We start from the raw sequence: 20,880 nt of genomic DNA, 5'->3' as shown, positions 1-20,880 counted from the left end.
GGGTGATGGTGCGGCTGGTGGTGCGCGAGGCGGGACTTGAACCCGCACGCCCGAAGACACAGGAACCTAAATCCTGCGCGTCTGCCAGTTTCGCCACTCGCGCGCCGGCGCGGGCGCAGGGCCCGGGCACAGCCGGATCAGCGTAACCGCCGTGCTGCCCCCGGCCGGCCGCCGGGCTGCTAGACGAGGTCGAGGTCGCGGCGCAGCTTGGCGACGTGACCGGTCGCCCGGACGTTGTACTGCGCGAGGGTGAGCGTGCCGTCGGGCGCGACCACGAACGTCGAGCGGATCACGCCGACCACGGTCTTGCCGTAGAGCCGCTTCTCGCCCCACGCGCCGTAGGCCTCGAGCACCTTCTTGTCCGGGTCCGCAGCCACGGGGAAGGACAGGTGCTCGGCGTCCGCGAAGCTCGTGAGCTTCTTCTCGCTGTCGGGCGAGATGCCCACGACGGCGTAGCCCGCGCCCTGCAGCGACGCGAGGGAGTCGCGGAAGTCGCACGCCTGCGTCGTGCAGCCGGGCGTGCCGGCCGCCGGGTAGAAGTACACGATCACGCCGCTCGTCGCGCTCTCGCGAAGCTCCGCGAGCGAGACCGTGCCGCCGCCCGCCGTCGGAAGCGTGAAGTCCGGGGCGACATCCCCCACCGCGAGCGTGGCCATCGTTCTCCTCGTCATCGGATCAGGGCGCCGTCGTGGCGACCCCGGACGATCTTGCCGCACGCGTGCGGTGGGGGCGAACCGGGTGGGCCGTCAGCGGCCCGGGAACGCCGAAGGGCCGGATCCGAGAACGGATCCGGCCCTTCGTACCGGGTGAGTAACGGGACTTGAAAGCGCTACACCGGACACTCAGTGGAAGCGCGACCATCCGCGCCAGGACGCCGAAAAGCACCTCCGACACGCGGGAGACGACACGCCGATCTGCGATAGTCCGACACGCCCGAAACTGTGTACCGGGACACAGTGAGGCCTACTGCTTGAGCCACGAGCCGCACCCTCGCGTGGTGAAGTCCTGCCCCTCGGCGATCGTCACCGTCGGCCGACCACCCGTCACGATGTCGTTCTGCACGATGTCGTCCTGGTTCGTGCCGGAGACGTAGATCGACCAGTAGCACCCGCTCCTGACCTCGCCGGCCGTCGCGTAGGTGCCCGGCTCGACGTCGCGGCCCACAACCCACGTCCCCTCGCGGATCGTGGTCTCCGCGATCCGCTGCTCGGCGCCCGTGACGGCGGCCTCGCGTGCCGCCACCGCGGCCTCCGCTGTGGCCACCGCAGCCTCGCGCTCCTCGACCTCCGCGATGCGCCCCTCGGCCGCGACAGCCCGATCCTCCGAGGCCGTGACCGAATCCCGGTAGGCGTCCCGGTCCCCCGAGACGATCTCCAGCTCTGCGGACACGTCCTCAACCTCCGCCAGCGCGGCGTCTCGCTCGCCCTCGACGGCGGCGGCGTGCTGCTCCCACTGGCTCACCACGCCCGAGTAGTAGGCGGACGCGATGCCGAGCGTGACGAGCGCGGCGAGGACCGCCGCGACGGCGGGGAGCACCCACCGCGGGAGCGCGGCGAGACGGGACGAGATCGAGGCGGGGGTGATCATGCGCGCGAGGCTAGTAGGCCATCCGCGCACGTGCAGCCGAACGACAGCGCACACCCCCATCTACCGCTACGGGTTGATCCGAGCGGATCAACCTCACGCGCCCGGCTCCACGCGCTCGTACCGCTCCACGAGCGCGGCCCGCTCCCCAGGCGTCAGAGCGTCGATGCGGTCGCGCAGCACCTCGACCGTCACCCACAGATGATCCGCCGCCTCGTGCCAGTCCTGCGTCCACGCCAGCGCGTCCAGCAGCGCCGGCAGGGATATCAGGCGCCGCGCGGTCTCGGCGCGTACCGACCGCTCCACGGCCGGCGCGCAGCCGGAGCGGTGTCCACGCTCGACGTGCACGACCTCGTGCGTGATCGTGCAACGCCGCTCGACCTGTAGCTGCTCGGGGTGGAGGCGGATCAGGTCGGCGCCGTTCGTCTCCCCGCGCCGGCCGTGCAGCGGCACCTACTCCACGAGCACGTGCTCCAGGGCGCGCAGCGCACGCCACGGATGAAACCGACCAGCCCCCATGCCGTGACACGGTGCCACCAGGGGGTGACAACTACTCGGCCTCGTCCACCAGATCCGGCGCCTGCTGGAGGCTCATCAGCCTGTAGGTCGTCCGAACTCCGCCGGTCCGCGAGACGGCCTCCGTAACCATCATCTTCGCGAGAAACTGGTGACTGGCCTTCGATCGATCAGCCACAAGCGCCGCCACGTCAGACCTCATCGATTGCCCCACCGACACCTCGATTGCCCCGCCGTCCTTCTGGGCAAACCGCAGCGTGGAGTTCGACCAGCGCCACCCGTCGAGATAGCCGATGCTGTCGTAGGCCCTGGTCTCCTCGGGTCGGCGCTGCGCAGCATCGACGATTCGATCCGCCGCCTGAACGGTGAGGCGAGTGGGCCGGAGTTCGCCGTCGCGCTCGACGAGGGAGCCGGCGATGCTCCACTCCTGCTCGGCGACGGTCTTTCCGAGGAGCCGGAGCGCCTCGCGTGCGCCCACGCTGTACTCCGAGAGCGCCTCATCGAGGTCGTCAGTGCCAGCAGTGGCCAGTTCGAACGTATCCGCGAGGCGCTCCATCCCAACATGCCACAGGGCGCTACTGCCGTCCCGTCCATCTTCGTCAGCCTCTGCCGCGTCCGGCTGCTCGAGCAGCACGATCCTCACCGACCCTGGTGAAGGAGCGAGCACGTTGAGGTGGCCATGCAGGCGAACGAACCGTGAGCCAGACTTGGCCAGCTCTCTCACTGCGCCCTCGGCTCGTCGCAAGAACTCACCTAGCGCGAGGGCAGACGTCTCGTGTGCCAGATTTTCGCCGGAATCTTCGATGTGAAGGTCAAGCTGTGTCCGGGCACCAGTTTCGAGTGACCGCAGCGTCGCCGCAAGCCGCGGGTCTTGGGACGCGCCGGCAGAGAGGCTCCTGCGACGAAGTTGGTCGAGGTACTCATTCCCGGTCGTGGCGGTCCACGCCGACCGGAGGAGGTCGCTGCTCGTCATGGCTCCACCTCCAAGTAGCCCTTGCGCCGCCCCGGGTCGGCCGTGCCGTCGCTGTCCGTCACAGATGTCCACATGGACCGCCAGTAGTTCAGATCATCCAGCATCTCAGCCACTGCTAGGAAGCCATCCACCAGTCCTGCCATCGGCTGGATGCGCGGCGGGCCGGGAGTGGTCCAGAGATGCTCGCCCGCTTGCCCGACTGCGAGCACTTCGGCACCAGGAACCACCACGCAAACATCGATGTCGTGGGGTGCCGCCCACGTCTTGTGCGTGACGAACCCTCCGTTCACCCAGAACCTGGCCGAGGGGTAGTGCGCGAGCGCGACGGATCGGTAGGCCTTGAACGCGTCCCAGAGGATCCGACGCTCGGCCTCGAACGGCGCACCGACCACGAACACCTCCTCCACCTCAGCCATGGAGGCGCGGTGACGGCCCAGCCGCAAGAGCTCCCCGACGAGCTGGGCACGGAGCGGCAGGCGCGAGACTGGCGTGACGCGCAGGTCGTCGGTGCTCACGCCCCCTCCTCTGGTCCGGGCGGGTCGGGTGCTTCGCTGGCCGCGTCCTGCCCGCCTGTGCGCCGCTGGTACTCCGTCAGCCCGTCCGGGGTGCGGATGTCGTCCGCCGCCAGACCCATGTCGCCACGACGCGGCTCGTCGCCACGCCCTCCAGTCTCATCGGCCCCGCTCACCGGGGCGCGGCTATCCAGGGTGGGATCCCCATCGGGACCACCTGCCTCTCGCTGCTCTACTGCGATGCTCCGGATGAGCGCCGTCAGCGCATCCCTCTGGGACGCGGTGAGTAGCGCAGACTCGGCAGGAGGTTCGTACGGGCCCAGCTCGACGTGTACGCCGAGCCAGTCCTGCACGTCTGAACCCAATGCTCCGACGAGCGCGGCCACGGTGGCCGGGCTCGGACGGCGTCTCCCGTAGATGACGCCAGAGACGGTCGAGGCGTGAACCCCGACAGACTCGGCGAGCCTGCTCATGCTCGGGATGTCGGCGGTGTAGCGGGGGTCGGTGAACCCTCGCTCCACCATCCGACTGCCCCAAGGCTCGGGGATCGCTGCTGTACTCACGTCTACGAGACTCCCCGTTGTCGCCGCCTACCGTCTACCGGGAGTGTAGACGCGGGCGCTACAAGTTCCATGGTTGTAGTTCTAATTCGCACTGATCAGACGAGTGGCTACGCCCGCGCTGCTGTAGACATGGGCGTCTACTCCGTCTACCCTCTTGCGCATGGCACAACGCAAGGTCTACAGTCCAGGGAGCACAGATGATCGCCACAACATGGAGGTTGGACATGCGGCTCAAGAGCCCGCAGATGCTCCGCCAGTTCATGGCCTACCAGGACGTGAATGTCCGGGAGCTCGCGAAAGCCGCCGGACTCGGGCACGCGACCGTCGGCCACCTTCGGTCCGGCGCGCGGAGCACGTGCTCGGCGGAGACGGCACGCGCAATCGAAGGTGCGCTCCAGGCGCCCCCGGGCCTCCTCTTCGACCCCGTTGCCTCTATCGTCTCGCGAGAGACTGCACGCAAGGCGGTGGCCTGACCATGGCTCCGGCCTCCTTCGAGCACGCGGCAGCGGAGGCCGCCTCCCTGGCGGAGCGGCTGTCCTACCTGCTCGACGTCATTCGCTCGGGCGGTCCGCGACGGGGAGCGGGCGATCCGAGCGTGACGCCCATAGTCGCGTCACCCAACCCACTCCCGGACGACATCGACTGGGAGCGAGTCGAGCGGACGCTCGGCGTCCGGATCGTGCCGGAGCCCCTGGTGGACCTAGCCGCGGGCTCGCTCGATCTCGCCGAGCTGCTTCACGGCGTCCGCGAGCCACACCACGGCGTGCGCAAGGTCGTGAAGCTCCCCGGACCCGACTCTGTCGCGGATGCCGATGGCCTTGGTCTCTGCCCATGCGGCGTAGTTGATGATGTCCGTGACGTTCGCGCTCATGGTTCTTCTCCTGTCGGTTCGGCGTCGGGGCCGGAATCCCTGACGCACGATCACACCGTAGGAGAGCCCCGCGACCGGGGCGACCTGTCGAGCCCCGGTCGCGACGGGGGTGCGTCGGCATGACCGTCGAGACCCCCCACGTCATGCCCGAGGCCGACGCCCGCCGCCTGACCGAGCGCATCCGCCTGACCGCGATGTCGGTGCGCGACGGCGTCGAGAAGTTGCAGCGACTCGTCGGTGAGGCGCAGGCGGGCCTCGCGCACCTCGCGCTCGGCTATGCGTCCTGGACCGCCTACCTCGCGGACCTGTTCGGCGACGAGCCCCTGCGACTCCCCCGCGACCAGCGTCGCGAGATCGTCGGCTGGCTCGCTGGCGAGGGGATGAGCACGCGGGCTATCGCCCCGATCGTGGGGGCAAGCGTCGGCACCGTCCACGCGGACCAGGTGTTCAGTTCTGAACACCTCGTCCCTGCCCCGACCATCGCGACCGCGGAGGGTGTCGTCGTCGCCGATCAGCACCGGGTGGACCTCACAACCGGGGAGATCCTGGACGACGGCCCCTCCCGCTTCATCGCGGGACCCGGCATCGACGGCTCGCTCGACGTGCCCGACTGGACCGAGGACGAGATCGCCGAGGTCATGGACCCGGACAGCGAGGGCGTCACCTACTCGAACCAGCCCATCCCCGAGACCAGCCCGATCACCGGCCTCGACGGCAAGACGTACCAGCGCCCCGAGCCCAAGACGCCGCGACGCCGCCCGCTCACCGACGCCTTCTGGGCCCTCTCCCACGACCTCACCAAGAAGGTCGACACCCTCTCGCTGCCGTTGCGGACGGCGAGGTCGATGAAGCGCTGCGCCGCGTCCTGCGTGGTGAAGGTCTCGCTGGTGGCGTTCGCTTCGCCGGGGAGTCGGAATCTGACGCGCCATCGGACCCCGTCTGCGCGGCTGATCGGTGCCGGTTTGACTGCCATGGTGCCCTTCTGTGGCGGGTGTCCTGACCGGGACTGTGTCTCACTGGTGTGTCCCAGGTTTGTCCTGGTTCGTACACCTGTGCATCGTCCCTGGTCAGGACCCTACCGCGATGGGGTGAGTAACGGGACTTGAACCCGCGACCCCCTGGACCACAACCAGGTGCTCTACCAGCTGAGCTATACCCACCATCGCGCCTGCGGCGCCGGACCAGTGTACCCGAGCCGCGCGGGACTCCCGCACATCGGCCGCTCCGGTCAGAACGTGACGAGCGACCCGGCAACCGTGGAGATCCCGAGCACCACCACCCCGATCACCACGGTCCGCAGGATCGCCACCCACGCCCGGCCGTGCTCGCTGCGCGACCCGACCCAGCCCGAGACGACGAGGCTGAGCCCCACCACGGGCACCGTCACCTCGCCGACCCAGCCGGTCGGCAGCAGGAGGCCCAGGAGCAGCGGGAGCAGACTGCCCACGAGGGGGCGACCCCGGCGTACGCGGCCATCCGCACCGGCCACCACGCCGTCGCGGGCGCGTCGAGGTCGAACTCGGAGTCCAGCTGCGCCGCGAGCGCGTCCTTGGCGTGCAGCTCCTGGGCGACCGCCCGGCTGAGCTCCTCCGAGAGCCCCTTCGCGCGGTAGTGCTCGACCAGCTCCTCGAGCTCCTCCTCCGGGGCGAGGGCCAGCCGGCGCTGCTCGTCCGCGACGATCGCGAGCTGGCTGCGGCGCTCCGCCGAGGTCTCGCCGAAAGCGGTCCCCGCCGAGGTCAGCACGCCAACGGTCATGAGCGCGGCCACGCCGATGACGGCTTCGCGGCCCGTGGCGCCGGCCGACAGCAGTCCCTGAAGGATGGCAGCGGACGAGATCACGCCGTCGTTGGCGTGCGAGGTGAGCTCGCGTCGCAGCGCGTCCCCCTCGGTGTCCCACTCCCCCGTCTCAGCGCTCCCCCGGGGCGCCAGCAACCATCGCAGCACGTGGCCAGGGTAGGACAACGATCGGTTGACGACCCGCCGAACTCCCGCGCCTTCCGTTCGCCTTCCCGGCGCCGTCCCTTCCCGCCTTGCCGCGGACGGCGTGCAGGGGCAGGGTGGGGAGCACCCGATCCGAGGGAGGACGAGTCATGGCTCGAGGACGTCAGCCGGGCAGCGACGAGGACGATGAGGGCCCGGGCCCGAGCGTCAAGGACCCGGAGCTCTACACCGAGCTGCGCAAGGACGGCGCGAGCAAGGAGAAGGCGGCCCGGATCTCCAACGCCGCCGCGGCGCAGGGTCGCTCCGCCGTCGGGCGCAAGGGCGGCGAGGCGGGCTCCTACGAGGACTGGACCGTCGCGGAGCTGCGCAAGCGCGCGGGCGAGCTCGGCATCTCGGGCCGCTCGTCGATGCGCAAGGCCGAGCTCGTCGACGCGCTGCGCAACCACTGACGGCGCGTGGGCACTCACGGTCGCCCCGGTCCGCCCGACGCACGCCCCACCGGGGGTGAGGCGGCGCACGACGGCGAGCCCGCCGTCGTGCGCTCGACCCACCCGGGTGCGCCGCACCCCGCCCACGTGCCGCCCGACGGCGTCGACGACCGGCCCGGCGACGGGCGCAGCGAGACGATCGAGCAGCGCTCGGACCGCAACTGGAACGAGCTCCTGCAGGAGCTGCGCGTCATGCAGACCGGCGTGCAGGTGCTGTCCGGCTTCCTGCTCACGCTGCCGTTCCAGGCCGCGTTCGCCGACCTCGACCACTACCAGCGCACGCTCTACCTCGTGCTGGTGGTGCTCGCCGTCGGGACGACGGGTGTGCTCATCGCGCCCGTGAGCGTGCACCGCGCGCTGTTCCAGAAGGGCCTCAAGGCGCCGCTCGTGCGCACGAGCAGCCGCCTGGCGCGCACCGCGCTCGTGATGCTCGGGCTCGTGGTGACGGGAACGGCGATGCTCGCGTTCGACGTCGTGCTGTCGCGCACCGCCGGCGTGATCGTCGGCGTCCTCGCGGCGACCGGGCTCGCACTGCTGTGGTTCGTGCTCCCGCACCGGCTCACGGGTCGTCGGGGTCGGGAGCGTCGTGCGGCGGACGCCGCGTGAGCACCGCGATCACCACGCCGACCGTGATCCCGATGACCGTCTCGACCCCGCGCGCGAGGAGGAGCTGAGCCACCGGCTCGGGCGCCGAGACCTGCACCACGAGCAGCGCGAGCGGCGTGATGAAGACGAGCGCCGCGCCGTAGTGCCGCGCGACCAGCAGCTCGGTGAGCATCTGCAGCACGACGACCAGCGCGAGGGTCACGGCCACCGACGGCTGCAGCGCGAGCGCCGGGGGCGGGCTTCACCTGGGCGAGGTCCGCGGCGACGGTGCGCGAGACGCGGCTCACGCGGGCGAGGTGAGGGTTTCGGGCGACCGCGTTGGCGGCCGCGGCCGCGTCGGCGGCCGGTGTGTCGGGCCGGCTGACCCCGTCCGCCGGTCGCGGTGTCTGCTCGCCCACGTCCGCCATTCTCGCGTCTCGCTCGGGTGAGTCCCGCCCGCAGGTGTCGCGCGCCACTCGGACGGCGGCCGCCGGGTCGAGGCGGACTCGGGCTGCGTCCGGTGGCCCGTGTGGTACTGATGGACGCGTGAGTGACGTGCGCGCGGACGACCTGGGCCCCTGGCTCTCCCCGGAGAACCTCGACTTCGTCCGGCGCAAGGTGCCGATGGTGTACGTCGACGTGGTGCCGGTGCGCCTGGACTCCGACGGCAGCCTCTCGCGCGTCGGCCTGATCCTGCGCAGCCCGCGCGAGGGCGGCCTGTGGCGGACGGTGATCTCGGGTCGCGTGCTGCTGCACGAGCCGCTCCGCAGCGCGATCGCGCGGCACATCGAGAAGGACCTCGGACCGATGGCGCTGCCGCGCATCCCCGCCTCCCTCCAGCCGTTCGCGGTCAACGAGTACTTCCCGACGGCGGTCCCCGGCGCCTTCCAGGACCCTCGCCAGCACGCGGTGTCGCTCGCGTACGTCGTGCCGGTCGACGGCGACGTCGCGGCCCAGGCCGACGCGCTGCAGCTCGCGTGGCTCACCCCCCGCGAGGCGCTCGAGGAGGCCGTCCAGGCCGAGTGCGTCTCGGGGCACGGCGCGCTCGTGACGGGCGCCATCGCGCACCTGGGCGCCCTGCCGTGACCACGGCATGACGGCCGTGAGCGCGGCCGCGTTCCTCGCCGAGCACGCCCCCGAGCTCACCGTGCTCGTGACGCAGGACTCGACGGCGACGGTCCCGCTCGCGGCAGCGGCGCACGGCGTCGCGCCCGGTCAGATCGCGAAGACCCTCTCGCTGTGGCACGGCGACGTCCCGGTGCTGCTCGTCATGGCGGGCGACGCCCGGATCGACAACCAGGCGTACAAGGCCACGTTCGGCTGCAAGGCGCGCATGCTCTCGGCGGACGAGGCCCTCGCGCGCACGGGACACCCCGTCGGCGGCGTCTGCCCGTTCGGCCTCACCGAACCGCTGCCGGTCTACCTGGACCGCTCCCTGCTCGCGTGGGAGGAGGTCCTGCCGGCCGCGGGCGGGACGAACACCGCGGTCCGCCTCACGCCGTCGCGCCTGGCCGACCTGACGGGCGGCACGTGGGTCGACGTCGCCCGCGTGGCTCCGCCGGCCTGACGGCGCGCGCTCGCCGTCGTAGGTGACTCCGCCGCGCGGTGGAGGCAACCCTCGGCGCAGATCGTCCCGACGACGGAGCCCTCCCGCCGCGGCGCGGCGTTCACTGGTCCCACCGCTACGGAAGGGACCGCTGATGGACCGCCCGCTCGCCGCCGACCTCCTCCTGCTCACGCTCGACGAGGACAAGGGCACCACGCTCGTCGACTCCTCGAGCCTCGGACCCGCGCTGCTGGGCGCGACGCTCGTCGGGTTCGTGCTCGACGGCACGCTCGGCCTCACGCCCGAGAAGGGCGAGATCCAGGACGCGCCCGCGCAGCCGTACCCCGTGGGGCCCGGCCGGTTCTACCGCACCAGCGCTCCCCCGCCCGAGGACGCTCTGCTCGCGCGGATCGCCGAGGACGCGGCCGGCAAGAAGCCCAAGGACGCCATCACGTCGATCGGTGTCTACACGTTCTCCGACACCACGGGGAAGCTGCGCGGCCACCTCACCGCGTGGCTGGTCGCCGAGGGACTCGTGCAGGAGTCCTCGCAGCGCGTGCTCGGGCTCTTCCCGCGCACCGTGCACCCCGCGCGCGACCCGCGCACCCGGCGGGCGCTGCTGGGTGAGCTCCGTGCGGTCTACCAGGGCAGCGACCCCGCCACGCCGCGCACTGCCGCGCTGGCGGCGGTCGTCGGGGCGATCGACGCCGCGCCGCGACTCTTCCCCGACCTCGACAAGAGGGCCCTCAAGGGGCGCGCGAAGCAGCTGCGCGAGACGCAGTGGGCCGGACGCGCCGTCGCCAAGACGCTCGAGGAGATCACCACCGTGATCATCGCCGCCGCCGTGGTGCCGACGATCGTGGTGACGAGCGGGTCCTGAGGAGCGCGGTCAGCGTCCGGCGGAGCGAGCCCAGGCGACCATCGCGTCGAACGCGGCGTCGAGCTCGCCGTCGAGCACCTGCAGCTCGGGGTGCGCGTCGTAGTGGGCGAGGATGCGCCGGGCGCCCTCGTCGAACGTGATCGTCGTGCGGAAGTCGGGCACGAGCTCGCGCACGGCCGTGCAGTCGAAGACGGCGGAGTGCGCCTTGTCGCCCACGAGGCCGGGGCCGAGGTCCGGGCGGAACGCCGCGATCGAGTCCGACGCGACGGGCACGAGCTCGACGTCGGACACCCCGGCCGCGTCGGCGAGCCACGTGTAGACCTGGTTCCACGTCGGCGCGTGCGTGCCGGTGAGCGTGAACGCCTCGCCGACCGTGCGCGGGTTCGCGAGCAGCCCCGCGAAGCCGACGGCGAAGTCCTCGGCGTGCGTGAGGGTCCACAGGCTCGTGCCGTCGCCGTGCACCACGACCGGCTTGCCCGCGCGCATCCGCGCGATGTCGGTCCAGTGCCCCATCGTGGGCAGCAGGGTGTCGTCGTAGGTGTGCGAGGGGCGCACGATCGTCGCTGGGAAGCCGCGCCCGCGGTAGGCGGCCACGAGCAGGTCCTCGCACGCGATCTTGTTCCGCGAGTACTCCCAGAACGGGTTGCGCAGCGGCGTCGACTCGCGGATCGGCAGGCGCGACGGCGGCTTCTGGTACGCCGACGCGGAGCTGATGAAGACGTACTGCCCGGTGCGACCCTCGAACAGCTCCACGTCCGTGGCCACGTGCTCGGGCGTGAACGCGACGAACTCCGCCACGGCGTCGAACTCGGCGTCACCGAGCGCGGCGCGCACGGAGCCCGGGTCGCGCACGTCGGCCACGAGCGAGCGGGCGCCGTCGGGCAGCGGTCGGGAGCCGTTGCCCCGGTTGAGGACCGTCACGTCGTCGCCGAGCGCGAGGGATCGCGCCACGCACGACGTGCTGATGACCCCGGTACCGCCGATGTAGAGGATGCGTCGCTGCGTCACCCCTCGACCCTACGCGTCACCCGAGGTCGAGCGTGGGCCAGTCCGCGAGGTCCGCGCGCATCCGGCGGTCGTGAGTCGCGACCACGACGGCGGCGCCCACCTCGCGCAGCCATGCCGTCAGCGCGTCCATGAGGTCGACGGCGAGGTGGTTCGTCGGCTCGTCGAGCACGAGGACGTGCGGCGTGGTCATCAGCGTGAGCGCGAGGTCGAGCCGACGACGACGGCCCACCGACAGCTCGGCCACCGGCCGGTCGAGGTCCTCGGGAGCGACGAGGCCCGTCGTGGCGAGCGGGACCACGGAGTCGGGGTCGAGCGACCCGTCCTCGAGCGCGGCGAGGATGCGCGCCGTCGCGACGTCCTGTGCGCCGCCGGCAGTCGCGGCGTCGAACGCGGCCTCCTGCGCGAGGTGGCCGACCCGCACGTCCGGCGCCACGGCCGCGGCCAGCAGCGCGAGCAGCGTCGACTTGCCCGCGCCGTTCGGGCCCACGACGAGCAGCCGCCCGCCCGGACCGAGCTCGACGGCGAGGTCGGGGCGGTCGAGGCGGCCCGGGACCACGGCGCCCGTGAGCGCCAGCACCCGACCCCCCGAGGCGATGGACGTGCGCGCGGCGGGCTCGCCGTCGAGCGCGGGCAGGGCGATCTCGGGCGGCGGGGGCGGCACGTCAACAGCCGTGCGCTCGAGCCGCGCGTGCGCGCGGTCGGCGGCCTTGACGTGCTGGCGCGCGCGGGTCCCGCGGCGGTTCTTCTTCGACCCCTTGGGCGGCCGCCACTCGTCCGAGAGGTGCTCGTAGGCGTAGTCCCGGCGATCGAACAGCTCCGCGAGCCGCTCCTGCTCGGCGCGGTACCGCGTGCGCCACCGCGCGAGGGCCGCCCGCTTGGCGCGCCGGTAGTCCGCGTAGCCGAACCCGACGCCGCGCCGGGCGCCGTAGCGGGCGGGCACGCCGTCGACGGTGGGGTCGAGATCGAGGACCGCGGTCGCGACGTCGTCGAGCAGCTGCCGGTCGTGGGTCACCACGATGACCCCGCCGGGCCACGTGCGGATGCGCTGAGTGAGGTGGGCGAGCGCCGTGGGGTCGAGGTGGTTGGTGGGTTCGTCGAGCAGCAGGGCGTCGGCGCCTTCGGCCAGCCGGCACGCGAGGCGCACGCGGTAGCGCTCGCCCGCGCTCATCGCCGCGAGCGGCCGCGCCGGGTCGCGCGGTGCGCCGAACCGGGTGAGCGCCTCGTCGAGGAGGCGGTCGGCGTCCCAGGCGGCGCTGGCCTCGTACTGCTCGACGGCGAGCGCGACGTCGCGCGCCCGCTCCGCACCGCCGCGCCGGCCCCCGTCGCCCGACGCGAGCGCTTCCTCCAGCCGCGCGGCGGCCGCCCGAGCCGTGCCGAGGCTCCGGGCGACGAGGTCGCCGACGGTGGCTGCGCCGTCGGCCATCTCCTGCGGCACGACGGCGAGCGAGCCCGCGCGCTCGACGTCCCCCGCCGTGGGCGCGAGGTCGCCGGCGAGCACGCCGAGCAGCGTCGACTTGCCCGAGCCGTTCTCGCCCACGACGCCGAGCCGGTCGCCGACGCGCAGCGTGAGGCCCAGGCGTGCGAGCACGGGCGTGCCGGGCGCGGAGGGGTAGGCGAACGCGACGTCGCGGGCGCGCAGCAGCGTGGTCATCGGCGCCTCACGCCCGCAGCAGGAGCGGGACGAGCGCGGCGAGCTCCTCCTCGGGCGAGGCGCCCCACTGGCGCCGTTCGTCCTCGTCGGCCTGGGCGGTCGCGCCGAGCCAGACCTCGGCGCGATTGACCTGGTGCAGGACGGCGACGGCGGTCGCGACCTCGGGCGTGACGTCGCGCCACGTGCGGCCCCACGGCGCGAGGACCTCGTCGAGCAGCGTGATCCGGACGAGCGGGTCGTCGCCGACGATGTGCCGGGGCATCTCGAGCTCGGTCAGCGGGTTCGACCACTGCGAGTCGCCGAGGTCGAAGACCCTGAGGCTCCCCGCCTCGGCGTAGACGTTCCACCGGTGCAGGTCCCCGTGCACCCAGGTGAGCGGCAGGCCGATCGACTCCGCCACCTCGCACGCCTGCGCGACGGCGGGGCGAAGCCCCAGCAGCTCCTCGGCGCGCGATGCGCTGAGGTGTCCCGGCTCCTCGTCCGGCCGGGCCGACAGGAGCGCGACGAGGGCGTCGAGACGGGCGGGCACCGTCGCCGGGGAGCGGTCCGGCACGCCGGTCGCGAGCAGCTCCTCACGCGCGTCGGCGCACGCGACGTGCAGCTGCGCGATGAGGCGGACGACCTCGACCCAGTCCTCGCGCACGAGGTGACCCTGCTCGCCGTCGCCCTCCCCGACCGACGGCCCGTGGTCGGCGGTGAGCAGCCAGCCGCGGGCCGCGTCGACGCCGAGCGGTTCCTGGACGTGGTCGGGAGCGAGGCGCGCGAGCACGACCTGCAGCCCCGGCTCGAAGCGGGCGTAGTCCGCGCACGCCTTGAGCCACACGTCACCGCCGCGCGTGGGGAGCACGACCTGCGCGGACCACGGCCGCACGCGGCGCAGACGGGCCGGTCCGACGGGCTCGTGCCGTGCGTCGCCGAGGCCGCTCAACGCGGCGGTCGCCCAGGCGCCGGCGTCCGCGAGCCACTCCGGGCTGCGGACGACGGCGGAGAAGGGTCGGGCGTCGGGCACCGACCCACCCTCCCCGAGAGCGACGCCGCGGACAACTCCGTTTCGGGGCGGAGGGACGACTCAGTCGAGGCGGTCGGCAGCGACCAGCCGCTCCTCGTCGACCTCGAGCTCCTGCGCCACGACCTGCGCGCGGCCCTCGAACACGTCGCGGTCGAGCTCACCCTCGGCGTCGGCCACGAGCATCGCGACGAAGGTGTCGCCGTTGACGTTGAGGAAGGTCCGGAAGATGCCGGTGAACCAGTCGACGGCGATGAGCAGGCCGACCGCCTCGAAGGGCAGCCCGAGCGTCGTGGCGAGGAACATCGCGACCACCGGGAAGCCGCCCGGCACCGTGATGGTGCCCATGTTCAGCAGAATCGCCAGGCCCATGCCGAGCACGACCTGGCCCGGGCTGAGCTCGACGCCACCGGCCTGGGCGAGGAACAGGATGACGATCGTGTAGTTGAGCACCGCGCCGTAGGAGCCCATCGTGAGGCCCAGCGAGAGCGTGAAGCTCGCAACCCGCTGGCTGATGCCGACCTTCTCCACCGCGGTCTTGAGCACCGTGGGGAAGGTGACCGCGGAGCTCGTCGTCGTGACCGCCACGACGGTCTGGTCGATCAGCGCCGTGAGCAGGCGCACCGGGCTCACCCGGGTGCGCGCCACCACGACGGCGAGGAACGCGGCGAACAGGATGACCACGCCGAGCAGCGTCGTGCCGAGGTAGCCGAGCGCCGTGGTCACGACGGCGAACCCGACGTCGCCGGCGAGCGCGGCCAGCAGCGCGAACACGCCGATCGGCGCGACTCGCATGATCATCCGGATCATGATGAGGACGACGCTCTGGATCTGCTCGAGGAAGTCCAGCACCACGGCGCTGCCGGACTGGCTGCGGTGGACGCGCAGCGCGACGCCGAACAGCAGCGAGAAGACGATGATCGGGACCATTGCCGCCGACGCCATGGCGCCCACGACGTTGGTCGAGACGAACCCGAGGATCGTCTCCTGCCACCCGCCGGCCTGACCGGCGGACTCCTGCAGCGACGGGTCGAGCTCGCCGCTGAAGACCATCCCCGTGCCCGGCTGCAGGAGCGTCGCGAGGCCCCACGCGAGCACGGCGGCCACCACGGAGAACCCGATCATCCAGGAGAACGTCCGCGCGGCGATCTTGCCCGTGCCGGCGCCCGACATCGACGCCGTCGCGACGATCACCGACGACATCACGAGCGGCACGATGGACATCTGGATGAGGCGGATGAACAGGTCGCCGACGAACTTGATGTTGCCTGCCCAGTCCCCGACCACGAGGCCGAACAGGATGCCGAGGACCGCGCCGATCCCGATCTGGACGCCGGGGTTCTTGAGAGCCTTCATGAGCCGAGACGCTAGGCGGGCGCCGTTGCGCGGCAGTCACCGGGGCGTGACCCGTCCGTTTCGGTGCCGTGACGTTCCGCGCTCGCGCCGGCGCCGAGGTGTGGTGGACGCGACACCCGGGCGAAACACCGCCCGTGCGAGGGTGTCCCCATGCAGCGCACGGCCACGGCCCACCTCGAGCTCGACGTCACCTCCCCCGCGACCCTCGCCCTCGAGATCGGCGTCGCGCAGCCCTACCTCGACGCGGGCGCAGCGACCGAGACGTGGGCGATCACCGCGAACGGGCAGTCCGTCACCCCGCAGGAGCTGCTCACGCAGCACGGCACGCGGGTGCACGTCGTCAACGCCGAGATCGGACCGCTCACCCTGGACTACTCCGTGACGGTGCAGGGGCGCATCGACCCGATCGAGGTCACCGAGTGGGACCTCCTGCGCTACCTGCGGCCGAGCCGGTACTGCGAGTCGGACGCGCTGGCCCCGACGGCGAAGGCGGAGTTCGCCGGCCTGCCCGCCTCGGACCTGCTCGCCTCGGTCAGCTCGTGGGTCGGTACGCGGCTGTCCTACGTCCCCGGCTCCTCGCTGCCGACCGACGGCGCGACCCGGACGTTGCTCGCGCGGCAGGGTGTGTGCCGCGACTACGCGCACCTCGTCGTCGCGCTGCTGCGCAGCCTGGACGTGCCGGCCCGGCTCGTCGCGGTCTACGCCCCAGGGCTGGACCCGATGGACTTCCACGCCGTCGCCGAGGCCTACCTCAAGGGGCAGTGGCACGTCGTGGACGCCACGACGCTCGCACCGCGCGAGACCTTGCTGCGGATCTCGACCGGGCTCGACGCCTCCGACACCGCGTTCCTCTCGGTGCACCACGGGCAGGCGGCGCTACAGGCGATCGAGGTGTCCGCCGTCGCCGACGTGCTCCCGAACGACGACGTCACACAGCTCGTCACGCTCGGCTGACCTCCGCCTCCCTTTCGCGAGGCGATCTTCGTCCTTTCGCGAGGTGATCTTCGTCCTTTCGCGAGGCGATCTTCGTCCTTTCGCGAGGCGATCTTCGCCGCCCTCAGGCCGACAGCGCGGCCGCGATGTCGGGCGCGAGGAGGCGGAACGCCTGGCCCCGGTGGCTGATCGCGTTCTTCTCCGCGGGGGTGAGCTCGGCGCACGAGCGAGCCTCGCCGTCGGGCACGAGGATCGGGTCGTAGCCGAACCCACCCTCGCCGCGCCCCGCGCGCAGCAGCGTGCCGGCCAGCCGCCCCTCCCGAACGACCTCGGTGCCTGACGGCGTGACAAGCGCCGCCGCGCACACGAACGCCGCGCCGCGGTGCTCGTCGCGGACGTCGGCGAGCTGGGCCATGAGCAGGTCGAGGTTGGCGGCATCGTCGCCGTGCCGGCCCGCCCACCGCGCGGAGAAGATGCCGGGCGCTCCACCGAGGACGTCGACGGCGAGCCCCGAGTCGTCCGCGACCGCGGGCAGGCCGGTGGCCGCCGCGAGGGCGCGGGCCTTGAGCAGCGCGTTCTCGGCGAAGGTCACGCCGTCCTCGACGACGTCGGGCACGTGCGGGAAGGCGTCCGCGCCGACGACGGCGTCCGGGGCGAGCGTGGGCAGCGCGCCCGGGGCGTCCGCCGACCCCACGAGGATGGCGCGCAGCTCGCCGACCTTGTGCGCGTTGCGCGTGGCGAGGACGAGGCGTGGCTGCGATGTCGCCGTGCTCGCCGTCGGGGCCGCGCTCACGCGTCCGCCGCCGTCTCTGCCGGCGCTGCGGTCGCTGCGGCGGGGAAACCTGCGGGTTCGGCGGCAAGCGCGTCCTGCTGGAGGCGTGCGAGGCGCGAGGTGCCGACGAGGGCGAGGTCGAGAAGCGCGTCGAGCTCGGCGCGGTCGAACGGCGCGCCCTCGGCGGTGCCCTGCACCTCGACGAACGAGCCCGAGCCGGTGACGACGACGTTCATGTCGGTCTCGGCGCGGACGTCCTCGACGTAGGGCAGGTCGAGCATCGGGACGCCGTCGATGATGCCGACGCTCACGGCGGCGACCGAGTCGCGCAGCACGGTGCCGGCCTTGACGTGGCCCGCGCGCTGGCCCCACGCGACGGCGTCGGCGAGCGCGACGTAGGCGCCCGTGATCGCTGCGGTGCGGGTGCCGCCGTCGGCCTGGAGCACATCGCAGTCGAGCACGATCGTGTTCTCCCCGAGCGCCGCGACGTCGATCACAGCGCGCAGGCTGCGGCCGATGAGGCGGGAGATCTCGTGCGTGCGGCCGCCGATGCGGCCCTTGACCGACTCGCGGTCGCTGCGCGTGGACGTGGCGCGCGGCAGCATCGCGTACTCGGCGGTGACCCAGCCCTCGCCGGAGCCCCTGCGCCAGCGCGGGACGCCCGCCGTGAACGACGCGGCGCAGAGCACACGCGTGCCGCCGAACTCGACCAGGACGCTGCCTTCGGCGGAGTCCAGCCACCCGCGGGTGATCCGGATCGGGCGGAGCTCGTCGGGGGCGCGGCCGTCGGCGCGCGTGATCGCCGCGGGAGTCTGGGAGGTCATGCGGCCATCCTCGCACTCGCGACGGGGACGAGGATCCTCTCGCAGGCGGCAGGAATCCTCTCGCAGGCGGCAGGAATCCTCTCGCGAAGCGGATCACCCCGTGTTCTGCAGCCCCGCCGCGACGCCGTTGACCGACAGCAGCAGCAGGTGGCGCAGCTCGGCCACCTCCTCCTCGGGCGCCCCGCGCCGCAGCCGGCGCAGCGCCCGCAGCTGGATCAGCGAGAGCGCGTCGACGTAGGGCGAGCGCAGCTGCACGGCTCGACCGAGCACGCGAGAGCCCTCGAGCGGTCGGCCGTGGCCGGTCGCCTTGAGCACCCACTCGCGGGTGAGCTCCATCTCCTCCATCACGAGGCCGGCGAGGTCGTCGCGATCTCCGAGCGCGAGGTAGGCGCGGGCGATCCGCTCGTCCGCCTTGGACAGCGACATCTCGACGTTGTCGAGCATCGCGGCCAGCAGCGGCCACTCGCGGTAGGCCTGGCGCAGCACCTCGACATCGCCCACGGCCGCGAGCGCCGTGCCGAGGCCGAACCAGCCGGTGAGGTTGATCCGGGCCTGCGTCCACGAGAACACCCACGGGATCGCGCGCAGGTCGTCAAGGGAGTTGACCGAGAGGCCACGCTTGGCCGGGCGGGAACCCAGGGCGAGGAGGCCGACCTCCTCCAGCGGCGTCACCTGTGCGAACCACTGCGGGAAGCCGTCCGCCTTCACGAGCTCGTAGAACCGCTCGCGCGAGACGCGGTCCATCACTGCCGCGATCTCAGCGAACCGCTCCGCGGCGCCCGCGTTGCGCTGCTCGATCGACGGCGAGCCCTGCATGAGCGTGGCGGCGCCGACCTGGTCGATGTGCCGGGACGCGATCGCCTTGTCGCCGTAGCGCGCGAAGATGACCTCGCCCTGCTCGGTGAGCTTGAACCGGCCCTCCACGGAGTGCGGGGGCTGGCCCAGCACCGCGCGGTTGGCCGGGCCGCCGCCGCGGCCGAGCGCACCGCCGCGGCCGTGGAACAGCGTGAGCTCGATGTCGTGCCTCTGCGCCCACCGCGCGATCCGCGCCTGCGCGTCGTAGAGCGCGAGGGTCGCCGAGACCGGCCCGACGTCCTTGGAGGAGTCGGAGTAGCCGAGCATCACCTCGACCTTGCGGCCGGTCGCCGCGAGCCGCTCCTGCACCTCGGGCAGCTCGAGCATCGCCTCGAGGATGTCCACGGAGTTGTTGAGGTCGTCGAAGGTCTCGAACAGCGGGATGGCGTCGATCACGGGCGGCTTGCCGTCGCCCGCCGCGAGGGCCGCAAGGCGGTAGACGTTCGCGAGGTCCTCGGGCGCCTGGGTGAAGGACACGATGTAGCGGCGCGCCGCGAGCGGGCCGTACCGGCGCTGGATCCGCCCGACGATCCGGTAGGTCTCCAGCACCTCCTTCGAGCGCGGGGAGAGGTCGCCGTCGATCCCCAGCCGCTCGATCTCCTCGAGCGTCTCGCGGTGCACCTGGGAGTGCTGGCGCACCTCGAGCTCGGCGAGGTGGAAGCCGAACGACTCCGCCTGCCAGATGAGGTGCTGCAGCTCCCCGTAGGCCGCGCGCGCGTCACCCGCCGCGGCGAGCGAGGCCTGCACCGTGCGCAGATCGGCGAGGTACTCCTCGGGACCGTGGTAGGCGAGGTCCGCGTTCCGGGTGCGCGTCGCGTCGAGGCGCTCGGCCATCATGAGCAGCACCTGGCGGTGCGGCTCCCCCTGCGTGCGCGACTCGATGGTGGCGGCGAGGTCCTCGGACAGGTCGTGGTGCTTCTGCTGGATCGCGAGCAGCGCCTTGCTGGGCGGCGTCGACGTCCTGTCGACCGTGAGCTCACGACCGATCCGACTCGTGTGGTGGCGCAGGCCCAGGAGGATGTGCTCGGCCGCGATGATCGACGCCTCGCGGGTGATCTTCGCCGTGACGTTGGGGTTGCCGTCCCGGTCACCGCCGATCCAGGTGCCGAACTTGACGAACGCGGGCGCCTTGGGCGGCACGGTGCCCGACGTCGTGGGCTGCAGCGCCATGTCGAGCGAGCGGTAGATGAGCGGGAGCTGCTCGAAGAGCGTGCCGTCGAAGATGCTCATCGCCGTACGGACCTCGTCCAGCGGGGTGGGCTTCTCCTTGCGGATCGGCGACGTCCGCCACAGCACGTCGATCTCCTCGAGGAGCCGGCGGCGCAGCTCGCGATGCTCGGCCTCGTTCGTGCGCGGGTCGTCCTGCTCCGCCAGCAGCGCCGAGATCCGACGGATCGCCTGCGAGACGGCACGACGGCGAGCCTCCGTCGGGTGCGCCGTCAGCACCGGGCGGAACTCCAGGGCCGCGAGGCGACGCATCGTCTCCTCCTCGCCCACCTCGCCGCGCAGCTGCGAGATCGCGCCGGGCAGGGTGTCGACGGCGGGCAGGATGCCTTCCGGGCTGGAGAAGTCCCGGCCGCGCAGCGTGCGCACCCGGTGGTACTCCTCCGCGAGGTTGACGAGGTGGAAGTAGCAGGTGAAGGCGCGGGCCACCTCGGCGGCGCGCTCCGGGGTGAAGGACTCGACCAGCTCCTCGGCCTTCGCGAACGCGTCCTCGTCGCCCGCGTACGCGGCGATGGTGAGCGCGCGCAGCTCCTCGACGGCCCCGAACAGCTCCTCGCCGCCGCTCTCGGTCAGGACCGTGCCGAGCAGCTCGCCGAGCAGTCGGACGTCGGAGCGGAGCTCGTCGGGCATCTGGGGAGCCACGCTGGTACGGGCGTCGGAGGCCATGCGGTCACCTTTCTCATCATCCGCGGCGGGTGGTGGCCGCCCGCGGAGGGTCGTGCCCCCGCGCAGGTTATCCCTCGCGTGTGACGCGCAGGTCACGCGTCCGCGTCGTGAACCCGGCCGACCAGT

General features: G+C 72.4%; 25 protein-coding genes and 2 tRNA genes. 8 read left to right on the top strand and 19 right to left on the bottom strand.

Annotated features, from left to right (window positions below):
• Positions 1-18 precede the first annotated feature (18 nt).
• The 7 genes from AC3AQ1_RS14145 to AC3AQ1_RS14115 all read right to left on the bottom strand — a co-directional run bounded on the left by AC3AQ1_RS14145 (position 19) and on the right by AC3AQ1_RS14115 (position 4,148).
• Positions 19-103: transfer RNA gene (locus AC3AQ1_RS14145), tRNA-Leu, on the bottom strand.
• Positions 104-179: 76 nt separating this feature from the next.
• Complete coding sequence (locus tag AC3AQ1_RS14140) at positions 180-656, bottom strand: peroxiredoxin (protein WP_199916481.1); 477 nt, start codon at positions 654-656, stop codon at positions 180-182.
• Positions 657-963: 307 nt separating this feature from the next.
• The gene (locus AC3AQ1_RS14135) at positions 964-1,587 is read right to left on the bottom strand and encodes an Rv1352/Rv1906c domain-containing protein (RefSeq protein ID WP_108719515.1); all 624 of its coding nucleotides are present in this window, start codon (positions 1,585-1,587) and stop codon (positions 964-966) included.
• Between the two features lie 93 nt (positions 1,588-1,680).
• Positions 1,681-2,037: an ImmA/IrrE family metallo-endopeptidase gene (locus tag AC3AQ1_RS14130; protein WP_234417532.1), complete on the bottom strand. Its 357-nt coding sequence runs from the start codon at positions 2,035-2,037 to the stop codon at positions 1,681-1,683.
• A gap of 97 nt (positions 2,038-2,134) precedes the next feature.
• Positions 2,135-3,073 carry a hypothetical protein gene (locus AC3AQ1_RS14125; RefSeq protein WP_159096570.1) on the bottom strand — a complete coding sequence of 313 codons (939 nt, stop codon included), beginning with the start codon at positions 3,071-3,073 and terminating at the stop codon, positions 2,135-2,137.
• On the bottom strand, positions 3,070-3,588 hold the full coding sequence (locus AC3AQ1_RS14120) for a DUF6932 family protein (RefSeq protein ID WP_108719513.1): 519 nt from the start codon (positions 3,586-3,588) through the stop codon (positions 3,070-3,072). The genes AC3AQ1_RS14125 and AC3AQ1_RS14120 overlap by 4 nt, the downstream gene beginning before the upstream one ends.
• Positions 3,585-4,148 (bottom strand): helix-turn-helix domain-containing protein, encoded by a 564-nt coding sequence (locus AC3AQ1_RS14115; protein ID WP_159096569.1) that lies wholly within the window; start codon positions 4,146-4,148, stop codon positions 3,585-3,587. Before AC3AQ1_RS14115 ends, AC3AQ1_RS14120 begins: the two co-directional genes overlap by 4 nt.
• A gap of 224 nt (positions 4,149-4,372) precedes the next feature.
• On the opposite strand from AC3AQ1_RS14115, the gene AC3AQ1_RS14110 reads away from it, so the two are divergent.
• Positions 4,373-4,621 (top strand): helix-turn-helix domain-containing protein, encoded by a 249-nt coding sequence (locus AC3AQ1_RS14110; RefSeq protein ID WP_159096568.1) that lies wholly within the window; start codon positions 4,373-4,375, stop codon positions 4,619-4,621.
• Between the two features lie 227 nt (positions 4,622-4,848).
• Here the strand turns inward: AC3AQ1_RS14110 and AC3AQ1_RS14105 are convergent, their stop codons facing one another.
• Positions 4,849-5,019: a hypothetical protein gene (locus tag AC3AQ1_RS14105; RefSeq protein ID WP_159096567.1), complete on the bottom strand. Its 171-nt coding sequence runs from the start codon at positions 5,017-5,019 to the stop codon at positions 4,849-4,851.
• 119 nt (positions 5,020-5,138) lie between these two features.
• Here AC3AQ1_RS14105 and AC3AQ1_RS14100 point away from each other — a divergent pair, with 119 nt between their 5' ends.
• On the top strand, positions 5,139-6,125 hold the full coding sequence (locus AC3AQ1_RS14100; protein ID WP_108719510.1) for a hypothetical protein: 987 nt from the start codon (positions 5,139-5,141) through the stop codon (positions 6,123-6,125).
• On the opposite strand, the gene AC3AQ1_RS14095 is transcribed toward AC3AQ1_RS14100, so the two are convergent.
• The 3 genes from AC3AQ1_RS14095 to AC3AQ1_RS14085 all read right to left on the bottom strand — a co-directional run bounded on the left by AC3AQ1_RS14095 (position 6,104) and on the right by AC3AQ1_RS14085 (position 6,963).
• Positions 6,104-6,179 (bottom strand) — tRNA-His (locus AC3AQ1_RS14095). The two genes, AC3AQ1_RS14100 and AC3AQ1_RS14095, sit on opposite strands and share 22 nt — an antisense overlap.
• A gap of 68 nt (positions 6,180-6,247) precedes the next feature.
• Complete coding sequence (locus tag AC3AQ1_RS14090; RefSeq protein WP_159096566.1) at positions 6,248-6,406, bottom strand: hypothetical protein; 159 nt, start codon at positions 6,404-6,406, stop codon at positions 6,248-6,250.
• Positions 6,403-6,963 carry a VIT1/CCC1 transporter family protein gene (locus AC3AQ1_RS14085; RefSeq protein WP_159096565.1) on the bottom strand — a complete coding sequence of 187 codons (561 nt, stop codon included), beginning with the start codon at positions 6,961-6,963 and terminating at the stop codon, positions 6,403-6,405. Before AC3AQ1_RS14085 ends, AC3AQ1_RS14090 begins: the two co-directional genes overlap by 4 nt.
• Positions 6,964-7,109: 146 nt before the next feature.
• Between AC3AQ1_RS14085 and AC3AQ1_RS14080 the strand changes: the two genes are divergently transcribed.
• Together AC3AQ1_RS14080 and AC3AQ1_RS14075 are read left to right on the top strand one after the other, a co-directional pair.
• Positions 7,110-7,409 carry a DUF7218 family protein gene (locus tag AC3AQ1_RS14080; RefSeq protein WP_108719507.1) on the top strand — a complete coding sequence of 100 codons (300 nt, stop codon included), beginning with the start codon at positions 7,110-7,112 and terminating at the stop codon, positions 7,407-7,409.
• A gap of 6 nt (positions 7,410-7,415) precedes the next feature.
• Entirely contained in the window at positions 7,416-8,054 is a 639-nt protein-coding gene (locus AC3AQ1_RS14075; protein ID WP_370445289.1) for a DUF6328 family protein, read from the top strand.
• Here the strand turns inward: AC3AQ1_RS14075 and AC3AQ1_RS14070 are convergent.
• Entirely contained in the window at positions 8,008-8,256 is a 249-nt protein-coding gene (locus AC3AQ1_RS14070) for an FUSC family protein (RefSeq protein WP_234417531.1), read from the bottom strand. The two genes, AC3AQ1_RS14075 and AC3AQ1_RS14070, sit on opposite strands and share 47 nt — an antisense overlap.
• Positions 8,257-8,579: 323 nt before the next feature.
• On the opposite strand from AC3AQ1_RS14070, the gene AC3AQ1_RS14065 reads away from it, so the two are divergent.
• From AC3AQ1_RS14065 to AC3AQ1_RS14055, 3 genes are all read left to right on the top strand, one after another.
• Positions 8,580-9,119 carry a DUF4916 domain-containing protein gene (locus AC3AQ1_RS14065; protein ID WP_108719505.1) on the top strand — a complete coding sequence of 180 codons (540 nt, stop codon included), beginning with the start codon at positions 8,580-8,582 and terminating at the stop codon, positions 9,117-9,119.
• A 7-nt stretch (positions 9,120-9,126) separates the two neighbouring features.
• Positions 9,127-9,600 carry a YbaK/EbsC family protein gene (locus AC3AQ1_RS14060; protein WP_108719504.1) on the top strand — a complete coding sequence of 158 codons (474 nt, stop codon included), beginning with the start codon at positions 9,127-9,129 and terminating at the stop codon, positions 9,598-9,600.
• Positions 9,601-9,733: 133 nt separating this feature from the next.
• Positions 9,734-10,459: a GOLPH3/VPS74 family protein gene (locus AC3AQ1_RS14055; RefSeq protein WP_108719503.1), complete on the top strand. Its 726-nt coding sequence runs from the start codon at positions 9,734-9,736 to the stop codon at positions 10,457-10,459.
• Positions 10,460-10,468: 9 nt separating this feature from the next.
• Here the strand turns inward: AC3AQ1_RS14055 and AC3AQ1_RS14050 are convergent, their stop codons facing one another.
• From AC3AQ1_RS14050 to AC3AQ1_RS14035, 4 genes are read right to left on the bottom strand one after another with little or no spacing between them, the layout of a single operon-like run.
• Positions 10,469-11,467 carry an NAD-dependent epimerase/dehydratase family protein gene (locus AC3AQ1_RS14050; protein WP_108719502.1) on the bottom strand — a complete coding sequence of 333 codons (999 nt, stop codon included), beginning with the start codon at positions 11,465-11,467 and terminating at the stop codon, positions 10,469-10,471.
• Positions 11,468-11,483: 16 nt separating this feature from the next.
• Entirely contained in the window at positions 11,484-13,118 is a 1,635-nt protein-coding gene (locus AC3AQ1_RS14045) for an ATP-binding cassette domain-containing protein (protein WP_108719501.1), read from the bottom strand.
• Positions 13,119-13,125: 7 nt separating this feature from the next.
• Positions 13,126-14,127 carry a phosphotransferase gene (locus AC3AQ1_RS14040; RefSeq protein WP_108719500.1) on the bottom strand — a complete coding sequence of 334 codons (1,002 nt, stop codon included), beginning with the start codon at positions 14,125-14,127 and terminating at the stop codon, positions 13,126-13,128.
• Positions 14,128-14,187: 60 nt separating this feature from the next.
• Positions 14,188-15,480, bottom strand: coding sequence for a dicarboxylate/amino acid:cation symporter (locus AC3AQ1_RS14035; RefSeq protein ID WP_108719499.1), 1,293 nt, complete (start codon positions 15,478-15,480; stop codon positions 14,188-14,190).
• A 150-nt stretch (positions 15,481-15,630) separates the two neighbouring features.
• Here AC3AQ1_RS14035 and AC3AQ1_RS14030 point away from each other — a divergent pair, with 150 nt between their 5' ends.
• The gene (locus tag AC3AQ1_RS14030) at positions 15,631-16,434 is read left to right on the top strand and encodes a transglutaminase-like domain-containing protein (RefSeq protein ID WP_108719498.1); all 804 of its coding nucleotides are present in this window, start codon (positions 15,631-15,633) and stop codon (positions 16,432-16,434) included.
• Between the two features lie 103 nt (positions 16,435-16,537).
• On the opposite strand, the gene rdgB is transcribed toward AC3AQ1_RS14030, so the two are convergent.
• From rdgB to AC3AQ1_RS14015, 3 genes are all read right to left on the bottom strand, one after another.
• Complete coding sequence (gene rdgB, locus AC3AQ1_RS14025) at positions 16,538-17,206, bottom strand: RdgB/HAM1 family non-canonical purine NTP pyrophosphatase (RefSeq protein WP_108719497.1); 669 nt, start codon at positions 17,204-17,206, stop codon at positions 16,538-16,540.
• Complete coding sequence (rph, locus tag AC3AQ1_RS14020) at positions 17,203-18,009, bottom strand: ribonuclease PH (RefSeq protein WP_108719496.1); 807 nt, start codon at positions 18,007-18,009, stop codon at positions 17,203-17,205. Before rph ends, rdgB begins: the two co-directional genes overlap by 4 nt.
• Positions 18,010-18,102: 93 nt before the next feature.
• A complete protein-coding gene (locus AC3AQ1_RS14015; RefSeq protein ID WP_234417530.1) occupies positions 18,103-20,754 on the bottom strand; it encodes a phosphoenolpyruvate carboxylase in 2,652 nt (883 codons plus the stop codon).
• Positions 20,755-20,880: the final 126 nt, after the last annotated feature.

This window comes from Miniimonas sp. S16, assembly GCF_057748195.1.
This window is presented reverse-complemented; position numbering and strand designations above follow the sequence as displayed.